The 18277-nt window shown below is 73.3% G+C and carries 15 protein-coding genes; 9 read left to right on the top strand and 6 right to left on the bottom strand.

The genetic code is table 11. The features are described 5' to 3' along the window. Positions 1 to 74: 74 nt before the first annotated feature. From ACSMXW_RS01710 to ACSMXW_RS01690, 5 genes are all read right to left on the bottom strand, one after another. Positions 75 to 554, bottom strand: a complete 480-nt coding sequence (locus tag ACSMXW_RS01710; RefSeq protein WP_485803433.1) for a hypothetical protein — start codon at positions 552 to 554, stop codon at positions 75 to 77. A gap of 235 nt (positions 555 to 789) precedes the next feature. Next, positions 790 to 1026 (bottom strand): DUF6213 family protein, encoded by a 237-nt coding sequence (locus ACSMXW_RS01705; protein ID WP_212911451.1) that lies wholly within the window; start codon positions 1024 to 1026, stop codon positions 790 to 792. Between the two features lie 137 nt (positions 1027 to 1163). Continuing rightward, positions 1164 to 2558, bottom strand: coding sequence for an NADP-dependent succinic semialdehyde dehydrogenase (locus ACSMXW_RS01700; RefSeq protein ID WP_485803432.1), 1395 nt, complete (start codon positions 2556 to 2558; stop codon positions 1164 to 1166). Between the two features lie 419 nt (positions 2559 to 2977). Then, on the bottom strand, positions 2978 to 3472 hold the full coding sequence (locus ACSMXW_RS01695; RefSeq protein ID WP_485803431.1) for an NUDIX hydrolase: 495 nt from the start codon (positions 3470 to 3472) through the stop codon (positions 2978 to 2980). Between the two features lie 51 nt (positions 3473 to 3523). Continuing rightward, complete coding sequence (locus ACSMXW_RS01690; RefSeq protein ID WP_485803430.1) at positions 3524 to 5059, bottom strand: ATP-dependent DNA ligase; 1536 nt, start codon at positions 5057 to 5059, stop codon at positions 3524 to 3526. Positions 5060 to 5374: 315 nt separating this feature from the next. Between ACSMXW_RS01690 and ACSMXW_RS01685 the strand changes: the two genes are divergently transcribed. The 4 genes from ACSMXW_RS01685 to ACSMXW_RS01670 all read left to right on the top strand — a co-directional run bounded on the left by ACSMXW_RS01685 (position 5375) and on the right by ACSMXW_RS01670 (position 11299). Further along, positions 5375 to 5968: an ALF repeat-containing protein gene (locus ACSMXW_RS01685; RefSeq protein ID WP_485803429.1), complete on the top strand. Its 594-nt coding sequence runs from the start codon at positions 5375 to 5377 to the stop codon at positions 5966 to 5968. A gap of 587 nt (positions 5969 to 6555) precedes the next feature. After that, positions 6556 to 8397, top strand: a complete 1842-nt coding sequence (asnB, locus tag ACSMXW_RS01680) for an asparagine synthase (glutamine-hydrolyzing) (RefSeq protein ID WP_485803427.1) — start codon at positions 6556 to 6558, stop codon at positions 8395 to 8397. A gap of 112 nt (positions 8398 to 8509) precedes the next feature. Beyond that, the gene (locus tag ACSMXW_RS01675) at positions 8510 to 9265 is read left to right on the top strand and encodes an MgtC/SapB family protein (protein ID WP_485803425.1); all 756 of its coding nucleotides are present in this window, start codon (positions 8510 to 8512) and stop codon (positions 9263 to 9265) included. Positions 9266 to 9997: 732 nt separating this feature from the next. Then, a complete protein-coding gene (locus ACSMXW_RS01670; protein ID WP_485808560.1) occupies positions 9998 to 11299 on the top strand; it encodes an MFS transporter in 1302 nt (433 codons plus the stop codon). 60 nt (positions 11300 to 11359) lie between these two features. On the opposite strand, the gene ACSMXW_RS01665 is transcribed toward ACSMXW_RS01670, so the two are convergent. Beyond that, the gene (locus ACSMXW_RS01665) at positions 11360 to 12334 is read right to left on the bottom strand and encodes an acetylxylan esterase (RefSeq protein ID WP_485803424.1); all 975 of its coding nucleotides are present in this window, start codon (positions 12332 to 12334) and stop codon (positions 11360 to 11362) included. 174 nt (positions 12335 to 12508) lie between these two features. On the opposite strand from ACSMXW_RS01665, the gene ACSMXW_RS01660 reads away from it, so the two are divergent. The 5 genes from ACSMXW_RS01660 (at position 12509) to ACSMXW_RS01640 (ending at position 18276) form a co-directional block, all read left to right on the top strand. After that, entirely contained in the window at positions 12509 to 13252 is a 744-nt protein-coding gene (locus ACSMXW_RS01660) for a hypothetical protein (RefSeq protein ID WP_485803422.1), read from the top strand. A 430-nt stretch (positions 13253 to 13682) separates the two neighbouring features. Then, on the top strand, positions 13683 to 14270 hold the full coding sequence (locus ACSMXW_RS01655; RefSeq protein WP_485803420.1) for an RNA polymerase sigma factor: 588 nt from the start codon (positions 13683 to 13685) through the stop codon (positions 14268 to 14270). Further along, positions 14267 to 15079 (top strand): Asp23/Gls24 family envelope stress response protein, encoded by an 813-nt coding sequence (locus ACSMXW_RS01650; RefSeq protein ID WP_485803418.1) that lies wholly within the window; start codon positions 14267 to 14269, stop codon positions 15077 to 15079. Before ACSMXW_RS01655 ends, ACSMXW_RS01650 begins: the two co-directional genes overlap by 4 nt. Then, positions 15076 to 15426 carry an Asp23/Gls24 family envelope stress response protein gene (locus ACSMXW_RS01645; RefSeq protein ID WP_485803416.1) on the top strand — a complete coding sequence of 117 codons (351 nt, stop codon included), beginning with the start codon at positions 15076 to 15078 and terminating at the stop codon, positions 15424 to 15426. Before ACSMXW_RS01650 ends, ACSMXW_RS01645 begins: the two co-directional genes overlap by 4 nt. Positions 15427 to 15843: 417 nt before the next feature. Next, positions 15844 to 18276, top strand: coding sequence for a PQQ-dependent sugar dehydrogenase (locus tag ACSMXW_RS01640; protein ID WP_485803414.1), 2433 nt, complete (start codon positions 15844 to 15846; stop codon positions 18274 to 18276). The last annotated feature ends 1 nt before the right edge of the window (position 18277 follow it).

Raw genomic sequence — 18277 nt, 5'->3', positions numbered from 1 at the left:
CGGGGATATCGCGCCGGACTACTCCAGACCGGGTGAACATCGCACGCCGCGGGCCACCAGGTCGGCCCGGGCGGCTAGCGGCCAGTGGCCGGTGCGCTGTCGTCCGGCCGGGATGCCGGCTCCTGCCCGTGCCACCGCTCGGGGGTGCGGACGTCCGCGCCGGGCGCGGCACGCACGTACACCTCGGAGACGGGCGGCAGGATCAGTACGTGGGGGTGGCGGTGTGCCATGGCGTGCGCACCAGGCCACCATCTCGGGGCGTCCGGCGCCCACCGCCCGTGCGGGTGACCCGCAGCCGGGTGACCGGCGGACGCCCAGAACCTCCCGTGGCCGGCGGGCGGACCGCCGTCCGGCCGGGTGGCGCCGAGGACCAGCCGGGTCTGCGCGCACGCGGTGCCCGATGCGAACGGTGCCATGGCCCGGGCGGGGGAGCGCTGCGCCGGGGCGGACGGCTGATCGTCGAGAGCCGCACAGGCGATGGGCACCACGGCGGTCAGTGCGGCGAACACCGCACCCGTGGTGACCAGACGCGTACGTGGGTGACGGAACCACATCGTCGGGGATCCTCACTGCTCGTCGGCTGGATGGCGCCCACTGTGGCAAGGAGCGAAGGCCGCGGATACCCCTAGTTCGGAAGCTTGCGGTCAAACCGCCGGTTTGGTGTATGTATTCACAAGACAGTCATCTAGGACAACTGGCTTCATCGGTCAGGACGCATGCAGACTCAGTCGTGACCGGTCGCTTGTGGTCATGTCCGGTCGGGTGAGTGCCGCGCCGGGCGGTTTCGCCTCAGTCGCGGCTGCCACTGCTGTGCGCGATGCACGCCACGTCGATGCGGTCGGCCAGTTTGGCCAGCTCGATGGTGAGCGTGGCGACCGTGTCCTCGTCGAGGTCGTCCCGGCCGGAGTGCACCAGATGCAGCCAGTGCCCGCCCACGGCGCGGAGCAGCTTGCTGACGTCGGCGGCCGCCACGTGCAGCTGGCCGTGGTGGTCGATGATCAGGGGCGGTGTCACTTCACGACCCACTGGATCCTCCCGGGGGACGACGACCCTGTGGATCGTAGCCGCTCCGGGCGCGTGCGCCGCGCAGCAGCGCGCGCGCCGGACGGCGTGCCGGGAGAGAGAACGCGCGGCCCGAACCCGGCACGCGCCCGTCCGGCGGCTCAGTCCCGCTGCCAGACGGTCGTGATGTTGCAGAACTCGTGGATGCCGTGCCCCGACAGCTCCCGGCCGTAGCCGGAGCGCTTCACGCCGCCGAACGGGAACGCCGGGTGGGAGGCCGTCATGCCGTTCACATACACACCGCCGGCCTGGAGATCGCGCGCGAAGCGCGCCACCTCGGTGTCGTCCCGCGTCCAGACGTTGGAGCTCAGCCCGAAGGGCGTGTCGTTGGCGAGCCGCACGGCGGCGTCCAGGTCCGGCACCCGGTAGAGCGACGCCACCGGCCCGAACGCCTCCTCGTGGTGGATCCGCATGGCGTCGGTGACGTCCGCGAGGACGGTCGGCGCGTAGTACCAGCCGCGGTCGCCCAGTTCCTCGGGCCGCAGCCCACCACACAGCACCGTGGCGCCCTTCTGCACCGCGTCCGCCACGAGCCCCTCCAGGTCCGCCCGGCCCTGCTCGCTGGAGAGCGGCCCGACCTCGGTCTCCTCCTCCATCGGGTCGCCCACCCGCAGCGCCCGCATGCCCTCGGTGAAGCGCTGCGCGAAGGCGTCGTAGACGTCCTCGTGCACGATGAACCGCTTCGCCGCGATGCACGACTGGCCGTTGTTCTGCACGCGAGCCGTCACCGCCGTCCGCGCGGCCTGCTCCAGGTCGGCCGAGGGCATCACCACGAAGGGGTCGCTGCCGCCCAGCTCCAGCACCGTCTTCTTGACCTCGTCCCCGGCGATCGACGCCACCGAGCGGCCCGCGGGCTCGCTGCCGGTGAGCGTCGCGGCGGCCACCCGGGGGTCGCGCAGCACGTCCTCCACCGCACGCGACCCGATGAGCAGCGTCTGGAAGCAGCCCTCGGGGAAGCTGGCCCTGCGGAACAGGTCCTCCAGGTAGAGCGCCGTCTGCGGCACGTTCGAGGCGTGCTTGAGCAGGCCCACGTTGCCCGCCATCAGCGCCGGTGCGGCGAACCTGATCACCTGCCAGAGCGGGAAGTTCCACGGCATCACGGCCAGCACCACACCCAGCGGGCGGTAGACCACCCGCACGCGGTCCGCGCCGGAGTCCTCGATGTCCGTGGCCGAGGGGTACTCGTCCGCGAGCAGGGACTCCGCGCGCGCCGCGTACCAGCGCATCGCCTTGACGCACTTCGCGGCCTCCGCGCGTGCCTGGGCGAGCGGCTTGCCCATCTCGGTGGTCATGACGCGCGCGATGTCCTTCTCGTCCTCCTCCAGCAGGTCGGCGGCGCGCCCGAGCAGCACCGCGCGGTCGCCGAAGGTGGTGTTGCGGTAGCTGGCGAAGGCCTCGGCGGCGGTCGCGATCCGCTGTTCGACCTCCCCGGCGCTCAGGGCGTCGTAGGTCTTCAGCGTCTCGCCGCTGGCCGGGTTCACCGTCGCGATGGGCATGGGGACGACCTCCTGAAGCCGGTTCCTCGACCTTGACCCCGCACACGCCGCACCGCAAACGGACCGCGCCCGGGTCCGCCCGCGTACCCACACGCGGCCGGCTCATGCGCCGGCGCACGAGGCGGGCCGGACACCCCGGCCCCTGGCAGGAGCATGGGGAGGCCCCCACCGGGGGCGGGCGGGGGAGACGGGGCCCTGGGGGCGGGGGCTGCGCGACAAGGCCCCACGGGGGATGGCTGGTGAGGAGACGGGTAGGGGCAGGGCCTTGGTAGGGGCGCGGGGAACTGCGCGACAAGGTCCCACGGGGAGTGGCTGGGAGGAGACCGGAAGGGGCAGGGCCTTGATAGGGGCGCGGGGAACCGCGCGACAGGCCCCACCGCCAGGTGGACGGAGAACAGCGAGCGGTACGCTCAGCTCCCTCACCCCGAGGCGACCCGCTCCGCGAGCCGCTCCAGGAACACCACCTGCGCCTTCACGATCCGCCCCCCGGCCTCGGCGAGGCGGAACCACGCCACCCGGTCGAGCTCGGGAAAGACGGCGGTGCGCCCCGAGCCCCGCGGCCACTCCATCGTGAACGTCCCCGGCGTCACCGCCCCCGGATCGAGATCCCCGGGCACGGCCCACGCGGTGACGACCTTCCCGCCCGACTGCCGTACCTCGCCCAGCGGCACCGGCTCGCCCTCCGGCGGCGGCAGCCCCAGCTCCTCCGCGAACTCGCGCCGCGCCGCCTCCCACGGATTCTCCGGCGGCTCGTACTCGCCCTTGGGCAGGGTCCAGGCGCCGGCGTCGCGGCGCGCCCAGAACGGGCCGCCCATATGGCCGAGCAGGACCTCCGTGTCGTCCACCGCGGCCTGTCCGCCGCCCCCGGACGGCGGCCGGAACAGCAGCAGTCCGGCGCTGCGCTTCTCCGTCATGATCCCAGTGTGACCGGGGCGCGGCCGCCAGTGCACAGGGGCCGGCCGCGGTCACGCATGGGCGGACAGGACCGTTTCCACGGTGTCCGCCTCCTCGGGCGGCTTGTCCTCCCGGTAGCGCACCACCCGTGCGAAGCGGAGCGTGACGCCCGCCGGGTACCGCGTGGAGCGCTGCAGGCCGTCGTAGGCGATCTCCACGACCAGCTCGGGACGGACCGTCACCACATGGCCGTCGTCGTGCACCGCGAGCTCGCGCAACCGCTCGGTCTGCCAGGCCAGCATCCGGTCCGTCAGGCCCTTGAACGTCTTTCCGAGCATGGCGAACGAGCCGTCGGGACGGCGGGCGCCCAGATGCAGGTTGGAGAGCGTGCCGGTGCGCCGGCCGTGGCCCCACTCGGCGGCCAGCACCACCAGGTCGAGCGTGTGCACCGGCTTGACCTTCAGCCAGGACGCGCCGCGCCGGCCGGCACTGTAGGCGGCGTCCAGCGCCTTGACGACCACGCCCTCGTGCCCGCGTGCCAGGGTCTCGGCGAGGAAGGCGTCCGCGGCGCGGCGCGCCCGCTCGTCGGCCGCGTCGGTCACCACGGTGCGCCGCACCCGCATCGGCTCGGCGACCAGCCGGGCCAGCTCGTCGTGGCGCCGGTCGAACGGCAGTGCGAGCAGGTCGCTGCCGTCCACGGACAGCACGTCGAAGAAGACCGGTGACACCGGAAGCTCAGCGGCGGCCGTCGCGACGTCCAGCCGGGAGCCCACCCGCCCGGCGATGTCCTGGAAGGCCCGCGGCCGGCCGTCCTCGTCGAGCGCCAGCACCTCCCCGTCCAGGATGAAGCTCTCCACCGGGGATTCCAGGGCCACGGCGGTGACCTCGGGCAGCCGCTCGGTGATGTCGTCCAGCGTGCGGGTGTAGACCCGTACGTCCCGGCCCCGCCGGTGCACCTGGATGCGGATGCCGTCCAGCTTCTCCTCCACCGCGCTGGGCCCGAGCCGGTCCAGCGCGTCGCCCACCGAGGCCGCGGTGCGGGCCAGCATCGGCTGCACCGGGCGGCCGACCGTCAGCGTGAACTCCTCCACGGCCCCCGGCCCCCGTGCGAGCAGTGCCTCGGCGACGGCCTGCAGCGAGCCCGCCAGCATGACCGCCCGCCGCACCTCGGCGGCGCGGGCGCCGGTGGCCTCGGCCAGGCCCTCGACGGCGAGCGCGTCCAGCGCGCCCTGCCGGACCTCGCCCGTGAGCAGCCCGATCAGGAACCGCTGCTCGTCCGCGGTGGCCGCGCCCAGCAGCGCCGCGACCAGCCGACGGCGTTCGGCCCCCGATCCCGGGCCCGCGACCGCGCCCAGCTCGGTGAGGGCGGCGTCCACCTCGCGCACTGTCAGGGCCGGCTCCGGCGCGGGCGGCACCGGGTGCCGCAGCACGCTCCAGCCGATGCCGAGCCGGCCCTGCGGGAGCCGGCCGGCGAGGTACGGGATGACCACCGGCACGTCCGCGGGCTCGGCGTCCCGGAACAGCTCCGCCAGCAGGGCGGTCTTGCGGGACCGCGCCGAGGTGGCGGCGACGTCCCGGGAGACCTGGGCCAGCCGGGCAAGCAGCATGCAGCCATCGTGCACCCCCACGGCCCACCGCGCCCAGCCCGCCCACGGCTCCCACCCGGGGCAGCTGTGCCCCGGTGCGTACCAGCGGAGCGGGGAACTGCGGGCCCGGCCCCGACGCGTCGGCGGGGGCCACCGGGCCGAGCCGGCGATCTCCGGCCCGCCAGTGCTCGGTGAGCGCGGACGACGCCCCGGCCGTGGAGAGGGACGACGCGGGTGTCGCGTGATCACGACATGTGTCCGGATATCGTTGGTGCTTCCGGCGCACGAGGTTTGAGAATTGCCTCACATACCGCACGATCATGGAGGCACACACTCGTGAGACCGACCCGCACCGCGCTGTTCGTCGCTGCCACCGCCCTGACGCCCGCCCTCCTTTTCACCGCCCCGGCATTCGCCGCCGCTCCGACGGCCACGTCCACCGCGGCGACGGCCACGTCCGACACGCCGGTGGACGAGATGACGGAAGCCGAACTGCGTGCCGCGATAGCCGACATCCTGGCGAAGAACAGCGGGGTGGCAGTCGTCCGAGAAGCCGACAAGGCTCTCAACGGCACCGTGGAGGACATGCGCGCGTTCCTGGAGACCGGGTACCGGCAGGCCCAGTTCGAGGACGATCGGGTTGCCATCGCGCGCATTCTGTACAAGGCGATGAAGGATGGCGACAAGGCGGTCATCGCGGGGTGCAACGAGGCGCTTGACGCTGGCACGCCGGAGGCGGCACGCGCGTTCCGGACGACGGGATATCGGCTCGCCCAAGCGGAGGACGACGCCGTCTACATCGCCCGCATGCTTGCGGACCCGAACATCAGCGACGCTCTGCGCGCCGCCGCCGGGGCGGCCCTCGACGACGGCTCCCCGGAGGCCCTGCGGTACTTCCGGGTGACCGGGCAGTACGAGGTGGACGGCTAGGACCCGTCAGGCCGATCATGATCGGGCCGGAGGCGGACCAGGGGCGGACCGGGGGCCGACCGGGTGATGGGGTGGGCGGGCGGCAACGGCCGCCGGCGCAGGTGGCGTCCGGTGGTGAGGTCGCCGCGCGATCCGACACCCCGACGAGCAGGTGCTCGGGTGGACAAGTCCCAGGGGTGCGGGGTGTGCCCTGTGTGGTTCCTGCCCGGCGACCGGTCGGTGGGGCCCGAGCGTGCGCTTCGCCGCGCCCCTGCCGGGGCCGGGGCGGCTGCCCCGGGTTGAGGAAAGTTTTGCCGATGGCCTGATCATTGCGGTCCGGGCCGTGCACCCCGGCCCGGACCGCCTGGCGGAAGAGGCATTCCGGAGGAACGCATTCCGCCGCCCGGATCGCCGGGCGGCTGGAATGCAGCGGTGTCGTGGCCCGCATTGTCAAGGCCACGTTGACCTTCGTAGCCCACGTGACCCACGCTCGTAACATAGGTGCTGGATACAACTGATTCCGCTACCGGCGCATTCTTGTGCAAACCCCTCTGACCAATGCGGTGCCTATCGGCCGGTACGGAGTCTGAAATCGGGAGGAAAACGGGATGTGTGGCATCACCGGCTGGGTCTCCTTCGACCGTGATCTGGCGGCATCCGCCGAGACATTGGATGCAATGACGGAGACCATGTCCTGCCGGGGCCCCGACGACCGGGGCACGTGGATCGGCGGACCCGCCGCACTCGGACACCGCAGGCTGGCGATCATCGACCTGCCTGGCGGCCGTCAGCCGATGAGCGCGGAGACGCCCGAGGGCGCCGTCGCCATGGTCTACTCCGGGGAGACCTACAACTTCACCGAGCTGCGCAGCGAACTGGCCGGCCGCGGCCACCGTTTCAGGACCGACTCGGACACCGAGGTGGTGCTGCGCGGCTACCTGGAGTGGGGCGAGGCGGTGGCCGACCGGCTGAACGGCATGTACGCCTTCGCGATCTGGGACGGCCGGCACGACAAGCTGGTGATGATCCGCGACCGCATGGGCATCAAGCCCTTCTACTACTACAAGACGCCCGACGGCGTGCTGTTCGGCTCCGAACCCAAGGCGATCCTGGCCAACCCCCTGGCCCGGGCCCGGGTCACCCTGGACGGCTTCAGGGAGCTGTTCACGGTCATCAAGACGCCCGGCCACGCCATCTGGGACGGCATGCGCGAGGTCGAGCCCGGTACCGTCGTCACCGTGGACCGCTCGGGGCTGCGGCGGCACGTCTACTGGCAGTTGGAGACCCGGCCGCACACCGACGACCGCGCGACCTCCATCGCCACCGTCCGCGAGCTGCTCGACGACATCGTGCGCCGCCAGCTCGTCTCCGACGTGCCGCGCTGCACCCTGCTCTCCGGCGGCCTGGACTCGTCCGCGATGACCGCGCTGGCCGCCCGGCAGCTCGGCGAGCGGGGCGAGCGCGTGCGCAGCTTCGCCGTGGACTTCGTCGGGCAGGCCGAGAACTTCGTCGCCGACGAACTGCGCCAGACCCCCGACACCCCCTTCGTGCACGACGTGGCGCGCGAGTCGGGCACCGACCACCGCGACATCGTGCTGGACTCCAACGCCCTCGCCGACCCCGAGGTGCGGGCCCGGGTGATCCGCGCCCGGGACATCCCGGCCGGCCTGGGCGACCTGGACGCCTCGCTGTACCTCCTCTTCAAGGCCATCCGCGAGCACTCGACGGTGGCCCTTTCGGGCGAGTCCGCGGACGAGGTCTTCGGCGGCTACCTGCAGTTCTTCGACGAGGAGGCCCGCAAGGGCGGCACCTTCCCGTGGCTGGCGCAGTTCCGCACGCACTTCGGCGACGACGCGGGTGTGCTCCGCGACGACCTGCACGGCGTCCTGGACCTGGGGACGTACGTCGACGACAGCTACCGGAGCGCGATATCGGCCGTGCAACGGCTCGACGGCGAGAGCGACTTCGAGTTCACGATGCGCAAGATCTGCCACCAGCACCTGACCCGTTTCGTCCGGGTGCTGCTCGACCGCAAGGACCGTGCCAGCATGGCCGTCGGCCTTGAGGTGCGGGTGCCGTTCTGCGACCACCGGCTCGTCGAGTACGTCTACAACACCCCCTGGTCCCTGAAGTCGTTCGACGGGCGCGAGAAGAGCCTGCTGCGCGAGGCCACCGCCGACGTGCTGCCGCGCTCGGTGTACGAGCGGGTCAAGAGCCCCTACCCGTCGACACAGGACCCGAAGTACGCCGTCGCCCTCCAGGAGCACGCCAAGGAGCTGCTGTCCAAGCCCTCTCATCAGGTCTTCGACATCATCGACCGGGGCAAGCTCGAAGCCGCCGCGCACCGCGAGTCCCCGCAGATCGGCCAGGCGTCCCGGCGCGGCCTGGAGCGCACGCTCGACCTCGCGCTCTGGTTGGAGATGTACAAGCCCGAGCTCGTCCTGAGCTGACGAGCCCCGGCACCCGGGCCGGCGCGGCGCCCGAGCGCTGCCTCGGCCCGGAGAAGCGCCCCGGGGACATGGGTGAACGGGTGTGCGGATGCCGCGGAGGGACAATCGGACCATGTCCGTCTCTCCGCTGCACCCCGCACTCGCCGGCCCGTCGCTCCTCGACACGTCCGCGGGACAAGGACCGCGGCAGTTCGCGGAGTTGGCGGTGGCCCTGCTCCTGTCGTCGCTGATCGGCCTGGAACGGGAGGCGCGGCAGAAGAGCGCGGGGCTGCGCACCCACACCCTGGTCGGGGTGGGCAGCGCGCTCTTCATGGAGGTCTCGCTGCACGGCTTCGGCGCCATGCTGGGCCTGGACAGCGTCGCCTTCGACCCCTCCCGGGTGGCCGCGCAGATCGTGTCGGGCATCGGCTTCATCGGCGGCGGGCTGATCTTCGTCAGGCGGGACGCCGTGCGTGGACTCACCACGGCGGCGACCGTCTGGCTGACCTGCGCCATCGGTATGGCATGCGGCGGAGGCCTGGTGCTGCTGGCCGCGGGGGCCACGGCGGTGCACTTCCTGGTGATCCGGGGCTTTCCCCGGATGTTCGCCTGGCTGCCCTCCGCGCCTGCCGCCGGGCGGGTGGAGCTGCGCGTGCGGTACATGCCGCGCAGAGGGCTGCTCGCCCGGGCCCTGGAGCTGTGCACCGGACGTGGCTTCCAGGTCGTGGACGTCCAGGTCGCGGGCCGCCCCGAGGGTGGAGCCGGCCCCGTCGACGTGCTCCTGCGCCTGGAGGGCACCGGCACGGCGCACCAGCTCGTGGCGGAGCTGGCGGAGTGGGACGGCATCAGCGGGGTGCGCCTCGGGCGGGAGCCGGACCGGACGGAGTGAGTCGCCGCACGGCCACTCGTCCGGCTGCGCGGCGTACGGCTGTCGCCTGCGTCGCCTGCGTCGCCTGCGTCGCGTGTGTTGCCTGCGTCGCGTGTGTTGCCTGCGTCGCCTGTGGCCCGTGCGACCGTTGGCAGTCCTGCCACACCCTGCCGCCGGCGTCCTGGCTCCCGTCACAGGGTGCCCGGTGGCTCCCGTCACAGGGTGCCCGGGGCGCCACAAGGCGCCCGGGGTGGCTGCCCCCGCCGGGGTGTCCGGCCCCGCCGCCCCCTCTCGTCCCGTCGCCTGGTCGTCCCGCCCCGCACGGTCCGGCGTTCCCCGTGGCCCGGTGTCCCCGGCCCGTGGCTCACGCCGGCGAGCGGGCGCGAGAGGGCAGGATAGTCAGCCAAACTTTGCAGTTAACCTGTCTACATTCTATGCTGAGTGTATGCAGCACGCAGTCGATACGACCTCGGTAAGCCAGTGACCAACGGCAGCCCCCAGGACACCGGCGCACGGCCCACCATCCCCGGGCCCCGCGCTGTCGACCACCCCGGCACCTCCCGCCCGGCCGTGCTGGCCGGCGGGCAGGCGCACGCCGCGGAGCGGCGGGTACGGACCACGGACGCCCGGGCGGAGGCCGCGGGCGGCACCGGGCGGCCGGAGAAGGGCCGTGGCGAGGAGCGGCGCGGCTTCAGCGGCCGGCTCACCGCACCCCTGCTCCTCGGCTCCCTGCTCAACCCGCTGAACACCACCATGATCTCCACCGGTCTGGTGGCGATCGGCCATGCCTTCGGCATCGGCGCCGCCCAGACCGCCTGGCTGATCTCGGTGCTCTACCTGGCCAGCGCCATCGCGCAGCCCGTGCTCGGCAAGCTCGCCGATGTGCTCGGGCCGCGCCGGGTGTTCCTCGGCGGTCTCGTCGTGGTCGCCGCCTCGGGCCTGGTCGGTGCCATGGCACCGACGTTCGCCTGGCTGGTGGTCTCCCGGCTGCTGCTCGGCATCGGCACGTCCGCGGCGTATCCCGCGGCCATGTCGGTACTGCGCGACGAATCCCACCGGATCGGCCGGAGAACGCCACGCCCGGTGCTGGCACGGCTCTCCTTCGCGGCGCTCGGCAGCGCCGCCGTCGGCCCCACGCTGGGCGGCCTGCTGGTGACGGCGGTCGGCTGGCGCGGCATCTTCGCGGTGAACGTGCCGGTGGCCCTGATCGCGTTCGTCAGCGCCCTCCTGTGGATCCCGGCGGACCCGCGGCGCGGCTCGGCGGGCGCCGGCCGGCCGGCCGGGTCCGGTGACCGGCCGCAGGCGGCGCTCGACCCGCTCGGCATCGGGCTGTTCTCCACCGCGCTGACCGTGCTGGTCTTCTTCCTGCTCGACCTCTCCCACCCGATCTGGTGGCTGCTCGCGCCGTTCGCCGTGCTGAGCACCGCCCTGGCGGTCTGGCAGCTGCGCTGCGCCCACCCCTTCATCGACCTGCGCATGCTCGCCGGCAACGCCGCCCTGGCCCGCACCTACCTGCGGCACGGGGTGAGCTACCTGCTGATCTACTGCGTGATGTACGGCTACACGCAGTGGCTGGAGGAGGGGCGGGGCTTCTCGTCCGGTCACACCGGGCTGCTGATGCTGCCGATGTCGGTGTGCGCGCTCGTCTGCTCGCTGCTCGGCTCCCGTACGAAGGGCATCCGGGTGCCGCTCATCGTCGGCAGTGTGCTGCTCACCGTGGGCGCGGGCGGGCTGATCCTGGTGGGTGGTGCCACCCCGCTGGCCGTCCTGCTGCTGGTCGGCGCCTGCTTCGGCATCCCGCAGGGGCTGATCGGCACCAGCAACCAGGCGGCCGTGCAGTTCCACGCCCCGGCGAACGACATCGGCGCCGCGGCCGGGCTCCAGCGCACCGCCCAGTACCTCGGCGCCATCACCGCGTCCAGCCTGATCGCGCTCGCCTACGGGCAGCGCGCGAGCGACGGAGGCCTGCACCTGATGGGTATGGCCTCCGGTGTGCTCGGCGTCCTCCTCATCGCCCTCACGGTCACCGACCGGGCACTCAGGCGCCGCGCCTGACCCTGTCGGGGGCGCCCCCGGCCGGGGCCGCGGTCCGCGGAGGGGCCGCGCCGAGAGCCCTCAGCCCCGGCGCAGCAACGGCGGCAGCCACCGCAGCTGGACCGCCTCCTGGAACGGGCCGCCCCCCTCGTGGTCGTTGAAGTCGTACACCTCGATCGCCTTGTCGGGGTTGGCGTAGGCGTTGAACGCCGCGAAGACGGTGGACGGCGGGCAGGTCTGGTCCTCGAGGGCCGTCGAGAACAGCGCGGGGGCCCGGCCGCGGGCCGCGAAGTGCACGCCGTCGAAGTACGCGAGCGTCCGTCCCACCTGCTCGGTGCGTCCGCGGTGCGCCTTGAGGTACCTGCCGATCTCGCGGTACGGGTCACGGTCGGTGAGCGTGATCGCGCGCGGGAAGTCGCAGAGGAACGGCACGTCCGGCGCCACCGCCACCAGGTCGGGCACCAGGCCCGAGACGGCGAGGGTGATGCCGCCGCCCTGGCTGATCCCGGTCACCGCGGTGCGCGCGGCGTCCGTCAGCGGGTGGGACCGTGCGGCCTCCACGGCGCGCACGGCATCCGTGAAGACCCGCCGGTAGTAGTACTCGTGGGGATCCTCGATGCCCCGGGTCATGGAGCCGGGGTGGGCGGGCGCGCTGCCCGCCGGGTCGGGGGTGTCGCCGGGGGTGTGGCCACTGCCCTGCCCACGGGTGTCCATCACGAAGTGGGCGAAGCCCGCCGACGCCCACAGCAGATGGGAGTGTGCGAGTCCGCGCCCGCCGCCGTACCCCACGAACGTCACCACCAGGGGAAGCGGCTCGCTCGTCCCGGCGGGAAGCGTCAGCCAGCCCTTGACCGGGTGGCCGCCGAACCCCGCGAACGTCACGTCGAACACGTCGACCGTGCGCAGGTGCGTGTCCACCGGATCGAACCGGGCGTCCAGCGCGTGGGTGCGCGCCTCGGCGAGGGTCTTCGTCCAGAACGCGTCGAAGTCGCCGGGCTCGGCGGACGAGCTGCGGTAGTCGCGGAGTTGGGCCAGTGGCAGGTCGAACAGAGCCATGGGGAACCGCCTTGAGATGGGGAATCGGCCATCCGCACGGTACGTCGTCGCACGCGATGACGGCAGTGGCCCGGACCACGGCCGCCCTTGGCGGCGGTGGGACCCGGCCACCCGGATACCATCGGCCTGTGGCCACCGGGAGCCCGCCGTCGTCCACGCCCACCGGAGGAAACCGTGCCGTCCCAGCCGCCGTCGTCCCACCCCGCAGAGGGCGTCCTCGCCCGGGCCGGCGAGCTGCTCGGCGACGCGGCCCCGGAGCGCGGTGGGGCGCTGTGGCGGCTGGCCGCCGACGGCAGGCAGCTGGACGCCAACCTGATCAGGCTCGCGCCCGGCACGACCGTGCCGGAGCACGTGGAGTCCGCCCTGGACGTGCTGGTGTGCGTCGTGGCCGGCGACGGACGGCTCACCACGGACGCCGGCGACCAGGAGCTGCGGCCGGGTTTCGTGGCCTGGCTGCCGCGCGGCGCCCGCCGGGCCGTACGCGCGGGCGCCGCGGGCCTGGCCTATGTCACGGCACACCGCCGCCGTCCGGGACTGGCCATCGCCACCCGGGACGGCGCGGCGGCAACCGGGGGCGGAGCGGCAGGCACCGCGGAGGGAGCGGCCCGCACGCCGGACGAAGCGGCCCGTACCCGGGACGACGAGGCGCGCCCCGCGGCCGACGAGGCGCACCCCGCGAGGGACGCGGCACACCCCGGAGACGACGCGGCACACCCCGCAGACGACGCGGCGCGCCTCCCGGCCGGCGTGCGGCGCCCCGCGGCCGACGAGGTGCGGCCCCGCCTCCTCCCCGCGGTGCCCGACGGCGGTGAACCGGCCTGCCTGCTGCACCGGGTGTGCCCCGAGTGCGGCCGGCTCGCGCAGGAGAACGACGCCCGCTACTGCGCCCGGTGCGGCGAGCGGCTGCCCACCGGGTAGCGGCTGCCCACCAGTAGCCGCAGCCGACGGAGAAGGCCGGCGCGGAAGGCATCCCCGGGGACAGCGGCTTCCCATCGGAACGCATGGCCGGGTCCAGCGGCTGCCCACCGGAAGGCACCCCCCGGCCCAGTGGCTCTCCAGCGGAAGGCACCCTCCAGGGAAGCGGCTGCCCATCGGGTGCCGCCCGGCCGGCGGTGGGCCGTCCAGCGAGGAGTGGCCGCCCACCGAGTGACGGTGCCCGCCGACGGAGTGACCGCGGCCCGGCACCACCGGGCGCGCCGCCCGTCCCGCGCCCGGCGGACTGCCACCGTGGTCCTGCACCCCGGCAGCGTCATGCAGCCGGCGCGGAGCGTGCCGCACACCGGCACACGCGGTCGCACACGGCAGGGGTGGTCCTGCACACCAGCAGCGCGGGTAAAGGAGCGGCCCATTGCGCCGGGACGGCACGCAGCCGGCCGAACGGGAGCGGCAGGGCGGCGCGCCCGACGACGCCCTGCTGGTGGCGCGCGCCCGCGAAGGCGACGAGGACTCCTTCGAGGAGCTGGTGCACCGGCACGGTCCCGCGCTGCTGAGCCTCGCGACCCGGCTGCTGGGCGACCGCGCGGAGGCCGAGGACGCCGTCCAGGACGCCTTCGTGGGGGCCTGGCGCCGCCTGCCCGAGTTCCGCGGCCAGGCGGCGTTCCGCACCTGGATGTACCGCATCGTCACCAACCGCAGCCTCAATCTGCTGCGCGCCCGGCGGCCCGTCACCGGCCTGGAGGCGGTGGCGGAGCCCGCCGCCCCGGAGCACCAGGCGTCGCCCGAGCGGCTGGCCGAGTCGGACGCGGCCCTGCGCGCCCTCGCCGAGGCCATGGCGGGCCTGTCGCCCGAGCAGCGCGCGTGCTGGGTGCTGCGGGACCTGCACGACCTGTCGTACGACGAGATCGCGGACGTGCTCGGAGTGGGGCGGCAGGCGGTCCGCGGGCGGATCTTCCGGGCCCGGCGGCATCTGATGGCGGCCATGGAGGCGTGGCGGTGAGCGAGAACCAGGTACCGCCGGGCGGCGATCCGGACGACGAGGTGCTCCCCTGCGGCAGGCTCCTCAGCGCGGTCTGGGAGGCCTACGACACGCGGACGGTCGCCCAGGACCCGCACCTGCACACCTGCCCGCACTGCACGGCCGCCCTGCGCGAACTGCGGGTGCTGGACCATGTCGTCGAGCAGGCGCGCGCCATGGCGGACCGGCCGCACCGCCGCACCGCGGACCGGCGGTCCGCCGCCGGCCGGCCACCGGACACCGGCGAGCAGCCACCGGACACCGCGGTGCCGCCGCCCGGTGCAGCGGGCCGGCCGCCGGGCGCCGCGGGCGACCCGTTCACTTCCCGGGTGATGGACCTGGTCAGGCTGGAGCTGCGGCCCGGTGCCGCGCTCCCGCTCGGCCGGGCCGAGGAGGACCTGTGGATCGCGGAGACGGCGGTGGCCAAGGCGTTCCGGTCGGCGGCCGACGCGCTGCCGTGGGTGCGCGCGGGCAGCTGCCGGGTCCGCGTCGCGAGCCCCGCCGCCGACGGTCCCCGGGGCCCTGTGCTGGTGCGCATGGACGTGGTGACGTCCCTGGAGCGCAACCTCCAGGACGTCGCCGAAGCGGTCCGGCACCGGATCCTCGACACCGCCGGGCGCACCCTGGGCCTCCAGGTGCACGCCGTGGACGTGACCGTCGCCGACGTGCTGGACGACGGCGGCCGGGCGTACGGAACCGCCTTCAACCGGGCGGGCGGCGGCCCCGGCACCGGTCGTGCGGCCGGCAGCCGGGGGGCCGGGGACGGCCCGTGGAGAGGGACGGACCGATGACGACGCAGGACGTCCGCCGGGAGATCGAGGAGACCGTCGCCGTGGCGGCGGGCCGGGTGCCGGGCGTCGCGGCCCTCAGCCCGCGCCATTCGCGGCTGGTGCGCGACGGCACCGCCGGGCTCGCCAGGGCGGGGGGCCGCCCGGAGCAGGTGCCGGGCGTAGCGGCGCGGCTCGACGCGGGGCGGCGGACCTGGCACGTCGAGGTGACGGTGAGCACGCTCCGCGGCCACCGTGCCCTGGACGTCGGCCGTGCGGTGCGGGCCGCCACGGACGAGGCCGCCCGGGGTGTGCTCACCGGGTCGCGCGACGCGGTCGCCGTCACCGTCACGGTCACCGCGCTGGTCTGAGGGCGCCGGCCCCGCTCCGTCCGTGAGTGCCGGCACCGGCTCCGGAGCGCGGGCCCCGGTCCGTGAGCGGGGCCACTCGAAAAGGCGGCCCGGCCGGTCCCGAAAGGCGAGCGGTCACGAAAGGCGGGGTCGTCCGAAAGGCCGGGCCGGAAACATCGACGTCACGACATTTTGACACGACCTTGACAAATCCTCGGGGGAATTGCGAGCATGCAAAAGAATTGAGCTGCCGCGCAAAAATCTTTTGCATTCTGTGCAATAAGTCGCTTGTCATGTCTTCGGGTTGGAGGGGCCCTCAGCCCCCGTCCCGGGGCGCCAAGCGCGTCCCACCAGCGCGTCAGCAGTGCACACCAGGAGCAAGCGCGGCCGGCGCGCGCCTTGCCTGACACCCCACGCACGTCAGGAAGGAAAAGGCTCATGTCACGACACCCCCGCAAAGGGTGGAGACTGATCACGGCACTCGCCCTGATCATTGCCGGTGGGGCCGCTGTCGCCGCCCCGGCCGGCGGTGCACCACAGGACATTCCCGCCGACGACTACCAGCAGGTCCAGCTCGCCGTCGGCCCCGACGAACTGGGCGAGGCCATGTCGCTGGCGGTGCTGCCCGACCGGTCCGTCCTGCACACCTCACGGGACGGCACCCTGCGGCTCACCGACGCCGCCGGCAACACCAAGGTCGCCGCGAAGCTGAACGTGTACACCCATGACGAGGAGGGGTTGCAGGGCGTCGCGGCGGACCCGCACTTCGCCCAGAACCGCTTCGTCTACCTGTACTACTCGCCCCGGCTCGGCACCCCGGACGGGGACGCCCCCGTGAACGGGTCGGCCGCGGAGTTCGAGCCGTTCAAGGGGCACCTGAACCTCTCCCGGTTCGTGCTGAAGAGCGACGGCACACTGGACACGGCCAGCGAGAAGGTCCTCCTGGAGGTCGGCAACGACCGCGGGCAGTGCTGCCACGTCGGCGGTGACATCGACTTCGACAGCAAGGGCAACCTCCTGCTGACCACCGGCGACGACACCAACCCGTTCGAGTCGCAGGGCTACTCACCGCTGGACGAACGCGGCGACCGCAACCCGCAGTTCGACGCCCAGCGCTCCGCGGGCAACACCGACGACCTGCGCGGCAAGCTGCTGCGCATCCACCCGGAGGCGGACGGCACCTACACGGTCCCGGCCGGCAACCTCTTCCCCGCCGGGACCGCCAACACCCGCCCCGAGATCTACGCCATGGGCTTCCGCAACCCGTTCCGCATGCAGGTCGACAAGGCCACGGACATCGTCTACCTCGGCGACTACGGACCCGACGCCGGCACCACCGCCGCCGACCGCGGCCCCGGCGGGCAGGTGGAGTTCGACCGCATCACCAAGGCGGGCAACTTCGGCTGGCCCTACTGCACCGGCACCAACACCACCGACGAGACGTACAACGAGTACACCTTCCCCAGCGGCCCCTCCGGCGCCAAGTACGACTGCGCGGGCGGCCCCACCAACAACTCGCCCCACAACACCGGCCTGCAGAAGCTGCCGCCGGCCCAGCCCGCGTGGATCCGCTACGGCGGCGACGCCGGTTCCCCGCCGGAGTTCGGCGGCGGTTCCGAGTCCCCGATGGGCGGCCCGGTCTACCACTACGACGCGGCGCTCGACTCGCCCGTGAAGTTCCCGCAGTCGCTGGACGGCACGTTCTTCGCCGAGGAGTACGGCCGCAAGTGGATCAAGCCGATCACGGTCAACGCCGACGGCTCCCCGGGCACGATCGAGAGCTTCCCGTGGACCGGCACCCAGGTGATGGACTCCGCGTTCGGCCCGGACGGCGCGCTGTACGTGCTCGACTACGGCACCGGCTCCGGCAACCAGGCCCTCTACCGGATCGAGTACGTCGGGGGCAGCAACCGCAGCCCCATCGCCAAGGCGGCCGCGGACGTCACCTCCGGAAAGACCCCGCTGACCGTGCACTTCTCCTCGGCGGGCAGTTCCGACCCCGAGGGCGAGGCCCTCGGCTACTCCTGGGACTTCGGCGACGGCCAGACGTCGACCGAGGCCAACCCGACCCACCAGTACACCAAGGAGGGCACGTTCGCCCCGACCCTGACCGTCAAGGACCCCGAGGGACTGACCGGCACCGCGAGCCTCGTGATCACCGCGGGCAACACCGTGCCCACGGTGAACCTCACGACCCCCCTGGACGGCCAGCTGTTCAACTTCGGTGACACCGTCCCCTTCTCGGTGCAGGTGAGCGATCCCGAGGACGGCCAGGTCGACTGCAGCAAGGTCAAGGTCACCTATCTGCTCGGCCACGACAGCCACTCCCACCAGATCAGCACCAAGACCGGCTGCACCGGGTCGTTCCCGCTGCCCACCGACGGCGAGCACGACAGCGCAGCCAACCTGTTCGGCGTCTTCGACGCCGAGTACACCGACGCCGGCGGCCTGACCACGCACAGCACGAGGAAGCTCCAGCCGCGGCACCGGCAGGCCGAGCACTTCGGCAGCCAGTCCGGCATCGAACTCGCCGGGCACGGCGCGGCCGAGGGCGGCAGCACGGTCGGCTTCACCGACGACGGCGACTGGATCTCCTTCACGCCCTACGCGCTCGGCGACGCCGGGACGTTCACCGCGCGCATCGCCTCCGCCGGCCCCGGCGGCACCCTGGAGGTGCGGGCCGGCTCCCAGACGGGCACCCTGCTGGGCACCGTCACCGTGCCCTCCACCGGCGGCTGGGAGAACTACCAGAACGTCACCGGCGACCTGAGCGGTGGCCCCGCCGGCACCACCAGCCTCTACCTGGTCTTCAAGGGCCCCTCCGGACAGGGCAACCTCTTCGACCTCGACTCCTTCACGATCGGCTCCTGAC

This window comes from Streptomyces sp. DSM 116793 (genome assembly GCF_057320905.1).
This window is presented reverse-complemented; position numbering and strand designations above follow the sequence as displayed.

Bases quoted from the DNA above. Each gene is read 5' to 3' on its own strand.
- ACSMXW_RS01710 (WP_485803433.1), bottom strand. From the start codon at position 554: ATGTGGTTCCGTCACCCACGTACGCGTCTGGTCACCACGGGTGCGGTG.
- ACSMXW_RS01700 (WP_485803432.1), bottom strand. From the start codon at position 2,558: ATGCCCATCGCGACGGTGAACCCGGCCAGCGGCGAGACGCTGAAGACC.
- ACSMXW_RS01695 (WP_485803431.1), bottom strand. From the start codon at position 3,472: ATGACGGAGAAGCGCAGCGCCGGACTGCTGCTGTTCCGGCCGCCGTCC.
- ACSMXW_RS01690 (WP_485803430.1), bottom strand. From the start codon at position 5,059: ATGCTGCTTGCCCGGCTGGCCCAGGTCTCCCGGGACGTCGCCGCCACC.
- asnB (WP_485803427.1), top strand. From the start codon at position 6,556: ATGTGTGGCATCACCGGCTGGGTCTCCTTCGACCGTGATCTGGCGGCA.
- ACSMXW_RS01675 (WP_485803425.1), top strand. From the start codon at position 8,510: ATGTCCGTCTCTCCGCTGCACCCCGCACTCGCCGGCCCGTCGCTCCTC.
- ACSMXW_RS01670 (WP_485808560.1), top strand. From the start codon at position 9,998: ATGATCTCCACCGGTCTGGTGGCGATCGGCCATGCCTTCGGCATCGGC.
- ACSMXW_RS01665 (WP_485803424.1), bottom strand. From the start codon at position 12,334: ATGGCTCTGTTCGACCTGCCACTGGCCCAACTCCGCGACTACCGCAGC.
- ACSMXW_RS01645 (WP_485803416.1), top strand. From the start codon at position 15,076: ATGACGACGCAGGACGTCCGCCGGGAGATCGAGGAGACCGTCGCCGTG.
- ACSMXW_RS01640 (WP_485803414.1), top strand. From the start codon at position 15,844: ATGTCACGACACCCCCGCAAAGGGTGGAGACTGATCACGGCACTCGCC.